This window comes from Blastopirellula sp. J2-11 (assembly GCF_024584705.1).
GTDB lineage: Bacteria > Planctomycetota > Planctomycetia > Pirellulales > Pirellulaceae > Blastopirellula.
Genome location: NZ_CP097384.1, coordinates 2,666,565 through 2,679,425 on the forward strand (window position 1 = coordinate 2,666,565; position 12,861 = coordinate 2,679,425).

Genomic DNA, 12,861 nt, shown 5'->3' on the forward strand with positions numbered 1-12,861 from the left:
CGAGGGCAGTTTCGATGTCGCTTAATTTGCGCAAATCGAATCTTGGTTCGACGTTTGGACGTAGAGGCCAAGCGGGAAGTTCCGGTAATTTCGCTTCAACCGGTGAATTTTGGCAACTCCTGCTGGCAGAAAAACAGGATTTAGGCTTGGCGCTTCAAAGAGTGACCGCAAACCACGTAGGATCGGGGGCCAAAATCCCATCTCCAGGGAGGGGTGGTTGTTAATTCGCGAGTCGGAGCCAAGTTGAGAAGTTCGCCGGCAATCACGGCAGGGTTCAAACCCATAAACAATTGCTGCTGCATTGCCAGTTCCACCAAGAGAGGGCCTAGCAGATGGTCGTCGCTGGTCGCGACCTTCGGCTCCGAATCGCTGGAGACCGCTTCGTGGGCGAGCACCATACTTCCTTCGGTTCCGGCCAGATGTGACAGAAGGCCAAAGTGCCGCTTTCGAATCTGTTGAATCTGCGGCAGAGCTTCCTCTTTTGACATCTCCTGATGAGGAATCGCGTCGATCAGTTGCGATAGAACGCAAATCGAAGCGACGACGTCAAAGTCGCCGATCGACGAAAGGAGGGAGATCGCATCCGCCCCATCCAAATCGACCGGTGCATGAATGAGGATCTTCCCCTGGAGGCCGCTGAATTGTCGTTTCAATCCTTGCTCAACGGCGTCTTTGTCGAGATCGACCAAGTGAATTTCGCGAAACGTGCGCGACAGTACGGTCAATTCGATGTCATTGCAGTTTCCAGCTCCCAGCAGGCAAATTCGAGACGATTTGGCGGGAGCGGCGTCCAGAATCAGTCGCGTCGCCTGACGACGATGCGAAGCGTAGCGTTTCCAATCCCCCGCCGAATCAAGATTGCGCTTCCGCAATTTGGCCAGTGATTCTTCGTTCACCTGAAAAGTCCTTCTTCGGCAAATAAAAACGGCGGAGAGACTAGCTGCTCCGCCGTAGGTGGATGGTTCGCCGCAAGGCGCGCTAGCCGCTGATCAGATCTTCTTCCCAGGCGGCGTCAACGTCAATTGCGATTTCATCGATGGTCGATTCAACATCTTCGGACATATACGTGGAGCTACTGGCCGAATCCATCAGCAGAAACTCAAACGAGTTGTCCGAGAAGATCTGCTCGTCGAGCTCCGAATCGGATTCCGTTTCGCTGGTAGGCGTTGTCGACTGCTGGCTCAGCAGATTGCTTTGCTTACTCGGTTTTTCAAAGACCCCAGCCAGGTAACCGCTGACATCGTTCGTTAACGACGACGATTGGGTCGTCGTCAGTCCCGAAGCAAGCGGCGTCTGCAAAGTGAGCGGAGCCGCCATGCTGGACGTGGAAGGCGCCGCGGGTTGGTCTTCAACGAAGGCCGCGTCGACAGCTTCCGCTTCCACTTCCTCTTCTTGATGCCGGATTTGATTTTGCACCATCTTTTCGAGAAGGGAGACGATGTCGAGCGCGTCGAAGCTGTTGTCGCCGTTGGTGTCGATGTATTTTGCGAATCCCTCCGTCGGCGTGCCGATTTGCGGCAGTGATCGGGTTCCGTAGTTGTCTAGTTCACGGAGCACAATGGCCAAATCGTGTGACGTGATAAAACCATCGTTGTTGACGTCGCCGCCAAACGATGGATTGAAGAAGGACGCGCTGGCCATGACCGCGAGATTGGCGTCAGCCGCTTTCAGCGTAACCTCGGCGGTCTCCATGAATCCCTTGGAGTCCATCACCGTGTAGCTGAAAGTGATGTCGTTCTCCAGATCGACGATTCCCGTGGCGTCGAAGACAATCTTGTTGTCGACAATCGACAGCGCGTCCAAAATCGCCATGGTAGGCGCGTCTGTGATGTCGACGATTGTCAGCGCTCGGTTGAAGAAGCTCTTGTCGTTCGCCAGCACGTCAAACGTTTGGTCCGCCGTATCCTCGACATAGGTGAATGTGTCATCGGTCAGTCGGATGCCCCCATCGGGACCTTGAGCGATATTGACTTCGTAGTCTTCCACTTCGCCGGCGAACGCTTCCCCTGTCGGTCCAAGATTCAGCGTGTAATCGACGCGGAATCGAACGTCGAGCGGAATGCGATACATCGGATCCTGCCCTGAGTCGTCGATCACGTAGTCGGGAATCACGAACGTGTAGTTGTGCGTACCGTCTTGCAGCGTCAGATTTCGGAAAATCTGTTCGCCCGGATCGTTGAAGTCGCCGTCCTTGTTGAAGTCCATCCAAGCTTGCAGGATGCCAGGCGAGTAGAGGGACGAGGATGCAATCGAGACGGAGTTCGTACCGACTTTCAAGCCAGTGCTAAAGACGACGCCGTCATTGGCCAGCGGCGAATCCCCCAGTTGAAAGCCATCGACCACGGGGTGCGCGGCGTAGGGATTGCCTGGATCGCCGTAATCAATCGCGACCACAGCGCCCGAATCAAGCGAAGCGTTGAGAGTAATGCGCTGTCCATTTACCGAGATGACATGCTGGACGTCATCGGTGCTGAAATAGCCAGGCTCCACAACTTGCAGGACGTTGAACGTGCCGCTGTAGCGAGGGTAGAGCGTATACTTGCCGGAAGCGTCCGTGACAGCCGATGGCTCGCACAAGCCGATCCGGCCATCGCCATCTTCGTCAATAAAGAACGTGAAACCGGCCAGGCCTCCTTCGTCGCCTTGGCGGATTCCGTCCAGATTCGTGTCATTAAATTTGTATCCGGTCACGCCGTTCAGCATGTACGAACCGGCTTGACTGATCGAGATAATTTCGTCGTTCACAAAGGCGATATTCGTGGCGGCAAGCGACACAATTTCGGAGACGGCTCGCGTTTCCAGTTCATGCAGGTCGTCGTCGAAATCGGTGAACTCGACCGCAGCTTCAGCGGCGTTCGCCATTGCGTAGGTGATGCCGATCGCTTGTCCTTCGGTCGTTGCGGCATACGGAGTCGCATTGGCCGTGAGCGCTGCAAAGTCTACAGCGCCTGTCGGCAGGATATCGTAGTAGCCGGTGCTGGCGCTGCCGGCGTTGGTCCAGAGATCCAGCCCGTGGGTGTTGACCGCTTCGGCGATCGCATCTTTGGCGTCGACGATGGTATCGATCTGTAGACCGGTCAAGCCGCCGGTGGTGACCGAAGTGACGTCGGACAGGATGATCAAAGCGTCATTGGAGAGAATCTGAGACCATAGCGCCGGCGTGATGTTGTCGACATCATAGAAGGTGGTCGACTCATAGCCGGTCGCAAATTGAGTTCCTGTCGAGAAACCCCAATCGGCGTCGCTGTTACCGATGACCGCGATCGAGTATTGCGACTTCGGAATTTCCTGGAAAGTGCCGATGCCGCGCAATAAGTCGAGCACTTCATAGTCATAGCCCAATTGGCCGTTGGCGACGCCGTTGTCCAGCATCGGGTGACCGGTGACAAACAGATTGGCGCCCAATGCGGCCTGAACTTCGACCGCCGCGGGACCATAGTAGACGCCGCAGGAAGGAGGCGTGACATCGCCGCCGCCGCCATCACCACCGCCGCCGGGATTCAGACCAACCGTGTTGATCGCCAATTCAATCGCGGCCACGCCGTCAACAAAGCCGTAGCCGGTGGCATAGTCAAATCCGGTGTCAAACTCAGCCGTGACCGGATCATCCATATCGATCGCGGTATCACGGAGGATGTCGTTCACCTGCGTCGAAATCAGTTCGGGATTGGCCTGCAGCATGAGTGCGGCCAACGCAGCAGCATGCGGAGCAGCGGCCGACGTGCCGAAGAAGTTGGGAAAGCCATTGCTCTCAATATCGCCAGCGCCAGTGGCGCCAAAGAACGTCGTGTCAGTACCGTCAGGAGCGACGATGTCGACGTTTTCACGATAAACAGGCGTCGCCAGGCGAACGCCCGAAGCGTCAAAGATAATCGGCGTTCCACCGTATGACGAAAACGTCTCCAACTCCGCTGGATCGGCGCCAAATACAGGAGTCTGTCCATAGAAGGCGGCTCCAACGCTCATCGCCAATTCGGCGTTGGAATGGCCAATCGCGGTGCTGCTATTGGTTTCATATTCATTGATCGTTCCTTGACCGCCCCAGATCAGGAACTTGAGTCGCGTCGGATCGACGCCTGCAAAATTGGTGACCATCAAATCAATAGTCGTGTCGGTCGCTGAAGCTCGGTTATCGAAACCAAAGAACTCGTAGGCGTCGCTTCCTTGATTCATGTCAACGCCGCCGGCGACAACCTGATTGCCCACGAGGAAATAGGCGTCGATATTAGTACCGGCGCCCACTCCTTGGTCCGTTAAAAAAGGATCGTCCCATTGTAGTGAAATGACGAAAGTCGCACCGGCAGGAACCGTAATGGACATTCGATCATCAACCCCGGCGCCGGGATCAAAGTCCATGGACGTACCACCCATGAACACTGGCGCGCCAGTCGCTGAAGTGAACTGACCTTCGGTGTAAACGGTCCCGCTGCTTACATAGGCGTCTTCATAAGAGTCGCGTGAGCTGTTGCCGGCTGCCGTGAAGTACGGGATGTTTTGCGAAACAACCTGATCGGCAGCTTGGGCGATTGCGCCGTCCGAGAAGAACGGTTCGGTGGCATATCCAATATCATCGACGATGACCGTCGATCCTGCGGCCGCAAGGTTAAGAATGCCCTGGGCAAACGCCGTTTTCCCGGTGAATGCCGTCTGATAAGCAAGTTGAGCGCCGGGGGCGACATCATGCACAAGCTGCAACATGCCGCGTCCCTCATCGGTCGCATCAGGCAGAAAATAGTCTTCTAGCACTTGGACCGGCGTCGTGTAGCCGTTGGGATTGGTGGCGCCTGGCAGGTCGCCCGAAGCGATGTCCGCTGCGGCTCCGCCAAGGGCGTCATAGCTGTCAGAGAGAACGCCAATCTTTTGTCCAGAGCCATCAAGACCGTACGTCACTTTTGCGACATCGGTCTGCATGGCCGCATCGCCTTGGCTGTTGACTACGCCGACATAGCTCTTCGGCGCCGCGGCGCCAACGGCGCCTAGTGCTGGGAGTGCCGCCAATTCGGCGAGGGAATCAATCGGCAGCCAACCAGAGATCGCATTGTTGTATTGCCCCGTTAATTCAAAACCGATCCCAGCGAGATCGTTGAGAAACTGGGGGAGACTTGCGGCATCTTTTGCCGCCAAATCAAGCACGATGCGATTATTGGAATCGATGACAAACTGATCCCGCAGAAGGCTCTCTCCCTGATTCGTGCTGCCGCCTGCAGCGTCCGGATCCGATACTTCATCAAGGTCCGCGCCATAATAGATTTGCGTCAAATTCCAACCGATCGATGCGGTTGGTCCGTCGCGTCCGATACGATCTTCTCCCATGAATGCGTCAAGGGCCATGTCGTATCCAGCCGCGTCCATGACCATCCGGGCTTCCAGCGATTCGATTTTCGCCTGAGAGCCTCGGAACTTTTTGCGGTTGCTGGTTTTACGTGGGCGATTTCCAGAGGACCGTTTCATGTAGTAAATCTCCGAACGCTGCGCCTGCCAGAGAGAAACGAATGGCAGAATGCTGAGCGTTATGGCTGTCAGGTCTGACGGTGGTGAGGAGCGGGTGAATTATTTGGGATCAGCCAGATATCCCGACAACGATAAGTCGGTAGAGGGGAATCCAAGCCGTAGTAACAAAATTAGTTGCCCCGACGACCGATTACAACGGACCTCTACGCAGTCTTGTCAAATTACCCAGACATTTAGTCTTTGGGGATCGGAAAGACTTGGCAACGCGACTTAGACGTGGGCAACTCTGGCTGAGTTCCCCATTTTTGGTGCGAGAAGTGCAAAAAGAAAAGGCCGGCGAGATTCGCCGGCCTTTTCGTAACTTATTTAGTATCAATAGGTAACAGCTACCAGACCAGCTCGAAACCGCCTGTTAGGCCGTGGTACAAAGCCGATCCATTGTCGTCCACCAAGACGCCGCGGCTCGCTAAAGCGGCCGGCGCGGCGCCCAACCCGGTCGTAAAGTTGTAGTTGTCCATCGCCAACGCAACGCCGTTGACGTAAACCACCTGATAGCCAAGCTTTAGGGCCATGTTGGGCGTGATCTTGAAGTTGCCGTGTACGCCGCCTTCGGTCACCATCGACGCTCGGTTGGCGGCGGCAGTTTCAAACACTGTCGCTGTGCCGCCGGCGTTATTCAACAAGATCGTCGTCGACTGCACGCCGCGATTGCCATAGATACCGCATTCCAGGAACCCGCTCAGGCTCAACCGCGTCGTTAGCCGAGTCGTCAAGTCACCACCCAGCTGGGCGCCGTACATGTCGTTGTCGGTGTTACACGCGTAGTTCATCGATCCCGACGCTCCTTGCGTCACGTAGTTCGAGTCTTCGCTCAAGCGGAAGTAGCGGAAGCCGCCCCACCACGATCCTTGGAACCAGCACCCGGCTCCGGTCCAACCTCGTTTCAGGTTGATTTCGACCGTGTCAAAGCGATTTGACATCGACAGGTTGGCGAGATTCGACATATCCGATTCTGAGTAGCCGCCCAGCGGATCGCTACCAAAATTCGACAGCGGCGAGTAAAGGTTGCCGGCGCCGGTCGCGGTGGAAGAACTGGCCCAGTTGCCGATACCCATGTAGCTGACTTCCAGAGTCGAACCGGCAAAGCAAATCCAGTTCATCATAAAGCGGACGCCAGCTTCGTTGTCAAAGTTGAGCTGGTTGCTGTTGAGCACCGTGGCGCCCAAGATGTTTTGAGAAGCGAAAGCACGGTTCGGCGTGTTTCCCTCGAGTTTGAAGTAGGTGAACTCGGCGCTGGCGTCGAAGTAACGAGGAGCACAACGGCCGCCATATTCTGACAAATCCCAGGCGTTGCCGATGCCGCGGCTAAAGCCGCAGTACTGACCGCATCCCAGCAAACCGCTGCAAGCTCCGCAGCCTGCACCGCCGCAACCGCAACCAGAACCGCGACAGCTATCGCAGCCGTATCCGCCGCAAGTCGCACAATTTCCGTTGTCGTACGACGCTTGTTGGACGTTGGGGTCTCGCATCGGGGGACCACCCAGCGACTGATTGAAACCAGCCGGAGCAACTCCTGGAGGCATCGCCGGATATCGGCCAGGCTGCGGCATCATGCCGGGGTAGCCCATCCCAGGTTGCGGCATCATGTTCGGCTGCATGCCGGGTTGAGCCATCATGCCGGGGTGCGGCGTCATCGGTTGTTGGTACTGACCAGGCTGCGGATATTGGCCCTGCTGGGCGTATCTGCTGGCGTTGGCTGGTGACGGTGCGTTGTCAACCACTGGCTCACGCCACTGGCCGCTTGCCAGGTAGGCGATGCCGGAGGGTTGGCCTGCGGAATCCTGCTGGTCGGAGCCGGTCGCATACGTGGCTTTCTGCGCGACCGCATCCGTCGATGCTGCGAGCATCGCCATTAAGGAAACGATCCACAAACTATGGGCTCTCATGGGTTCCTCTTTCGCAGACGAAAGGCTGTCTTATCGTTGTGGAGACGAAGGCGGGCCAAATGCCAGGTCCACGCGCTCCGTTGATTGCCCGCCTTAGGAGACGAACAATCGATACGATGACTGCGAGGCGTATTTTCGATACCTTCACCACCACCCATCGGCACGAAACGCTCGCATTAACCAGCACTTTCAGAACGAGCCGCACATTTTCACCAAAATCGCGCGACCGGAGATTTGGCGCGATCCTCAAAGGGGCGAAAGGTCTGCCAAAATTGCCCAAATTGAATGCTAGCGGGCGGGTCGTCCAATCTCGGCAGCGAAGGCTGGAAAATCGACTTGGGGGAAACCTCGTTTCGAGACGACTACGCACAATAGATTGGGAGTCGTTCATCGGGAATCGGGGGCGCTGCGGCTCTGTTGTAAGCGGTGTGAAGCGCCGAAGGACCGCCCAGACGCCAACAGGACGAGCCGCGGCTCTCCAAAAGAATCCCCATGGTCGCCAGCAACGCCAGCGAAGCGTGATGTCCAGCAGCAGACCGTGCCTGTGCTGCTGATCGAGGATCGCCGATCTACTATGATAAAGGGGAACCGCCAAGCGATAGCGTCCAAATTGGATGCATCCTCGCTGGGCGTTCCCTTTCAATTCTCACTCCACTTGGTCAGGACTTTTCCATGCCGATTCACCTCTCCTCCGTTAATCGTCGTCAGTTTTTATCGCAATCTGCCGCCGCGTTGGCCGGTGTGTCGGTCTTGCGAATCGGCTACGCCGCTCCAGTCGCCGAGTCCATGACGCTGGCGCTGCTATCGGATACGCACATTCCCAAAAGCGCAAAGGTCACCGCGCGGGAAGTCAACATGACGGCCAATCTGCAACAAGCGGTCGGCCAAATTAATCAACTGCCGAGCAAACCGGCCGCAGTTCTCTTCAACGGCGACTGTGCTTATCTAAGTGGACTGCCTGCCGATTACGCCAACTTCGCCAACTGCATTCAGCCGCTGATCGACGCCGACCAGGAACTGCACATGACGATGGGGAATCATGACAACATCCCTGCGTTTTATGACGCACTGAAAACGCAGCGGCCTGAGCAACCGCCGGTCGAGTCGAAGCATGTCAGCATCCTAGAAACGCCGTACGCGAATTTCTTTTTGCTCGATTCGCTGATGAAGACCAACGTCGTGACCGGCGAACTAGGGGACGCTCAACTGAAATGGTTGAGCGATGCGTTAGACGCTCGGGCTGACAAGCCGGCGATCGTGATGGCGCATCACACGCTGCAGAAGGTTGCTCCGCCAGAAGGAAAAGCGTGGGGTGGAATTCTCGATACCGCCAAATTCTTAGAGTTAATGCACGCCAAGAAGCAGGTCAAAGCGTACGTCTTCGGTCATTCGCACGTCTGGTCGCATACCCGCGATGGCGATTTGCATCTGATCAACCTACCAGCGTCCGCCTATGTCTTCGATCCAGCCCAACCCAACGGCTGGACGCTTGCCCGGCTGAACAACAGCGGCATTGAGTTTGAACTGCAAGCCCACGACCAAAGTCATCAAAATCATCAGCAGGTGTTTGCGGTGAAGTGGTAGCGGCGAACCAGTTAGCTGGGTGCCCCAACCAGTTCTGTACAAACTGGTCAGGCCACCTTGGGGGATGGGGTGACGTTTTTGAAAGCGGCGGTCGAAGAGGCGTCCGTTTGAAAAGGCGCCCCTTTCAGGCCTGTCAACTTGCCCGCCGATACGAACGGAGGAAACTGGCCAGAATCTCCCAGACAAGTAGCGCCAAATAAGAAAGTCCGATGGTCGGAAAAATGATTCCAACGGTGATCAAGCAGGCAACGAGAGTTCGCGACATCGCCGCCGTTTCTCGAGTTTCCGCTCGGAGTTTTGACCTTTGCGGACGGGATGCCGACAGCTTGCGGTTTTTTCGCTTCCACCACCAAATGAGATAACCGGAGACCGTAAGGAGAGGAACCATCAAGCATGCGAAAATGGCTATCAGCTTGGTTGGCAAGCCAAAGATAGAGCCATAGTGAATGGTCATGCTCAAACTGCGAAACTGCAACATCGGATGCAAATCCGACCAGGTGGTTTGAGCGAGCAGTTCGCCGGTGTATTGATCGAAATGCCATTGACGAAAATGATGGCGATCCGCCCACTCCGGCCGGGCTTCACGGTAGTTGGAAACAACAAAGCATGCCGTTGGCGTACGCGGCCACTGAATCACGAACGCCTGATCTTCGCCTGCGTCGTTTCGAACAATTTCCAGAAGCGGATCAATTTCGCCAGTTTGTCGATCCGAGGCTGGTGTAGATTTTGGAGCCGGAGCGCCAAGCGGTTCACCGGTGGCGGCCAGCAATGCTTGATAGAGTTTGCCGGAGTAAGTCGAGAAGACCATACCAGTCAGGCACATCAAGAGGACGAACACCGCTGACCAGGCGCCGATCGTATTATGCAATCGCCAATTAATTTTGTAGGCGGAGCCCCGTAAGGGGATGGTCAACCCATGTCGCAAGCCTTTGCGTGTTTTGGGCCACCACATAAAAACGCCGGTCAGAGTCAAGACGATTCCCCATCCGGTCATGAATTCAACGATCGAGCTGCCAATCTCTCCTGTCAGCAACCGACGATGAAGTTGCTCTACAATTCGAATAAACGCCGTTTCGCGCATGCGGTCGCCGACGATCTCACCCGAATAGGGATTGACCCAAATCTCGTGGACGCCTTTTTCGGTCTTACTTATCAGCCAAAATTCATAGGGGTGATTGTGTTGGCGACTTTGCCAATACAAAACGATCGGCTCATCTGGAAAACGGTTTTGAACCAAATCGACCATCGCCTGATCGGAGGCATGCGGAGAATTCGTTGAGGGAGCGGGGATGGTCTTTACATCTGGTCGGAGCCAGTCGTCGATTTCTGGAGAGAACACCAGAATAGAACCGGTTAACGCGATCAAAACGAACAGCGGTCCGCCGATCAATCCGGCGTATTTGTGCCACTTCCAGAATAGTTTTCGATATTCAAATCGTAGGCGTTTGGGGGAGGGCGCAATCACTTTACGTTGGGCGTTGTCGGCAATCAATTTCTGTTCTACGTTCATCGGCGGCAGAGCTACTGGGGAAGATTTTTTGCTTGGAAAGCCTTATGCGCCGCTTCGACGGCTGACGCCGATGCGTTGAGTTTGAACGGCTCGATATCGGCGTTTGAATCGCCAACGGTGACCTCATACTCTGAGCCTTGCGTTTTTAGATACTTTCCCATTAGAAAATCTCGCGTGCTGTTTCCGCCTTCCGGCCAGAAAAAAGAGACGATATAGGTTCCCGTTACGGCTCCGTCTTTCTCTCCGTTGGTGGAGAGCTGAAAATGCCCTTGTTCGTCCGTGACCGCGACAGGTCGAGAAGCGTTTTTCGTGACGGTGGGATCGGTGTGCTTGAACTGCACGACGATTCCCTTTTCCGGATTTCCATTGACCAAAACCTGGCCAGTTACTTGTTGCTTTACCAAACCGTCATCCATTTTGTCGCCGCATCCGGCAATGAACAGGAAAACGGCAATGGATAGGATAGACGAAATGGTTCCAGAGGTGGACATTGCGAATGGTTACTCCCAAGTAGAGATACGTGAGCAGCGGCGACTAATCGCTTTCAATAACTTGTCCATCGCTTTTCATGACCAGTCGTTGCATCGTCACAATGTCAAGACTTGCGGCCAAAAGTCGCGCAGATCCATCACCAAACAAAACCTGGGCTCCACCGGGGTGAAAGCTATAGGGGTTGCTGCCGCCGCTGTTGCAATTGATCACGCAATTTCCTCCGAATTGCGTCAAGCCATCCAGGCTAAAGCCTCTCAATGACAGCCGACTGAACCCCGACCACACTCTCCAGTGAAGAGAAGTTAGGTTTTCGCCGATGACTTTATGGCTGGCGTCATACGTCGTTGCGCCGCCTGCGATTTCAGCGACATGAATGGTGTTGCTCAAACCATCCGTTACTTCGGCGATCTTGGTCGAATAGTCGTTGTAGGGCATCAATCCTAATTCGTAGACGCCGTCGACGTTTGCATTAGAAGAGCAGCCGTATTCCGTGACGCCGAGCTTGATTTTTTCACCATCGACCGTATCGGCGTAGTGGAATGAAGCGTGGTCAATTTCCATCTCGACTACCGCAGGCGCAGGCGATGAAGGGCACTTGAATAGCGACAGAGATTCACCAATGACTGGACGATTGTCCGCATGAAGATGCGACAGCTTGTCGTTGTAACTGTCGGATATATTGCTCTGTTCAAGGAACGGCAGCAAGCCTCGGCCCCAGCAAGCCGAAATCGCATACTCTGGTCCCAGTTGGGACCAGCTTTGACTGATCGGAAAGCTGCCGTACGTATTGCAATAGTTGTGCATCGCCAACCCCATTTGCTTCAGGTTATTCATGCAATGCATCCGTCGAGCTGATTCGCGAGCTTGCTGAACGGCTGGGAGAAGTAGGCCGATCAAGATGCCGATGATTGCGATGACGACTAACAATTCGACGAGCGTAAACCCAACGCGACGCGTCGAGCGAGCAGAGGCTTGCATGGTATTCCCTCAAAAATTTCAAGAAAGCTTGCGCGAAGCAAAGAGGACGATAGAAGCTGGCGCTGCAAGAGAGGCTGGCGTCGTCAAGATGTCAGAGAACCCAACTTCACGCAGTGCGGTGAGACTGATTCTCTTGATCAATAGGTTAGCTGGCGAGCTGGAGTCACGCAACTACGCATCCCTCATTCTTTGTTACAGCAAGCCAATTTGCGATTGGGAGGATGATAAGCCGAATTTGGGTCGACCCGCCTGAAACGGCATCGCCGGTTTGCTAAGACCAGTCAGCGCCCTTTGAAAATTGCGACTCAGCCCCGCGCCAAAAATTGTCTCTCGACAAAGCGCACGCTGTTCGGGTCGAATCCAGGGTGAGAATCCATCAGCAAAACATAGTCGCACGTCGGCCGAATCGGTTGAAGTGGGTAGAAATGCGATGCGCAATTGCGTTTTCACGCGGGAGGGAGTTCAGGTTATAAGCAGGCTCTGGTGCGTCCAGACGCACCCTACAAAAACTTCCCAAATTAACGCTCAGGTAGGATGGGCAGCTTTCCAAAAAACGAGCAGCGGTCCGGTCCAACTAGTTAAGCCGTAGGGAAGGCCGTGCCTGCCGCAGCGAAGATGTCCCCAAACTAACGCACAGGCAAGCGAGGAGATGTGATGGCAAAAATTTCGGCGGCCAGTCCAACCCAGTCCAGTCCAACCCAGTCCTGTCCAACCCAGTCCTGTCCAACCCAGTCCTGTCCAACCCAGTCCTGTCCAACCCAGTCCTGTCCAACCTTGTCCTGTCCAACCTTGTCCTGTCCAACCTTGTCCTGTCCAACCTTGTCCTGTCCAACCTTGTCCTGTCCAACCTTGTCCTGTCCAACCTTGTCCTGTCCAACCTTGTCCTGTCCAACCTTGTCC

The 12,861-nt window shown here is 55.2% G+C and carries 8 protein-coding genes; 1 reads left to right on the top strand and 7 read right to left on the bottom strand.

What is annotated here, in order from left to right; genetic code table 11:
• Positions 1–140: 140 nt before the first annotated feature.
• The 3 genes from M4951_RS10905 to M4951_RS10915 form a co-directional block, all read right to left on the bottom strand.
• Positions 141–896: a class I SAM-dependent methyltransferase gene (locus tag M4951_RS10905; protein WP_262026514.1), complete on the bottom strand. Its 756-nt coding sequence runs from the start codon at positions 894–896 to the stop codon at positions 141–143.
• A gap of 82 nt (positions 897–978) precedes the next feature.
• Complete coding sequence (locus M4951_RS10910; RefSeq protein WP_262026515.1) at positions 979–5,451, bottom strand: GEVED domain-containing protein; 4,473 nt, start codon at positions 5,449–5,451, stop codon at positions 979–981.
• A 386-nt stretch (positions 5,452–5,837) separates the two neighbouring features.
• Positions 5,838–7,397 (bottom strand): hypothetical protein, encoded by a 1,560-nt coding sequence (locus M4951_RS10915; RefSeq protein WP_262026516.1) that lies wholly within the window; start codon positions 7,395–7,397, stop codon positions 5,838–5,840.
• A gap of 672 nt (positions 7,398–8,069) precedes the next feature.
• Between M4951_RS10915 and M4951_RS10920 the strand changes: the two genes are divergently transcribed.
• Entirely contained in the window at positions 8,070–8,981 is a 912-nt protein-coding gene (locus tag M4951_RS10920) for a metallophosphoesterase family protein (protein WP_262026517.1), read from the top strand.
• A gap of 133 nt (positions 8,982–9,114) precedes the next feature.
• On the opposite strand, the gene M4951_RS10925 is transcribed toward M4951_RS10920, so the two are convergent.
• The 4 genes from M4951_RS10925 to M4951_RS25640 all read right to left on the bottom strand — a co-directional run bounded on the left by M4951_RS10925 (position 9,115) and on the right by M4951_RS25640 (position 12,853).
• Complete coding sequence (locus tag M4951_RS10925) at positions 9,115–10,491, bottom strand: PepSY-associated TM helix domain-containing protein (RefSeq protein ID WP_262026518.1); 1,377 nt, start codon at positions 10,489–10,491, stop codon at positions 9,115–9,117.
• Between the two features lie 11 nt (positions 10,492–10,502).
• Positions 10,503–10,982: a hypothetical protein gene (locus M4951_RS10930; RefSeq protein WP_262026519.1), complete on the bottom strand. Its 480-nt coding sequence runs from the start codon at positions 10,980–10,982 to the stop codon at positions 10,503–10,505.
• 43 nt (positions 10,983–11,025) lie between these two features.
• Entirely contained in the window at positions 11,026–11,961 is a 936-nt protein-coding gene (locus M4951_RS10935; RefSeq protein WP_262026520.1) for a DUF1559 domain-containing protein, read from the bottom strand.
• Positions 11,962–12,535: 574 nt separating this feature from the next.
• A complete protein-coding gene (locus M4951_RS25640) occupies positions 12,536–12,853 on the bottom strand; it encodes a pentapeptide repeat-containing protein (protein ID WP_410050425.1) in 318 nt (105 codons plus the stop codon).
• Positions 12,854–12,861 lie beyond the last annotated feature (8 nt).

Excerpts from the sequence above, each read along its gene's own strand:
- M4951_RS10925 (WP_262026518.1), bottom strand. The coding sequence starts at position 10,491 with ATGAACGTAGAACAGAAATTGATTGCCGACAACGCCCAACGTAAAGTG.
- M4951_RS10920 (WP_262026517.1), top strand. The coding sequence starts at position 8,070 with ATGCCGATTCACCTCTCCTCCGTTAATCGTCGTCAGTTTTTATCGCAA.
- M4951_RS10915 (WP_262026516.1), bottom strand. The coding sequence starts at position 7,397 with ATGAGAGCCCATAGTTTGTGGATCGTTTCCTTAATGGCGATGCTCGCA.
- M4951_RS10930 (WP_262026519.1), bottom strand. The coding sequence starts at position 10,982 with ATGTCCACCTCTGGAACCATTTCGTCTATCCTATCCATTGCCGTTTTC.
- M4951_RS10910 (WP_262026515.1), bottom strand. The coding sequence starts at position 5,451 with ATGAAACGGTCCTCTGGAAATCGCCCACGTAAAACCAGCAACCGCAAA.
- M4951_RS10935 (WP_262026520.1), bottom strand. The coding sequence starts at position 11,961 with ATGCAAGCCTCTGCTCGCTCGACGCGTCGCGTTGGGTTTACGCTCGTC.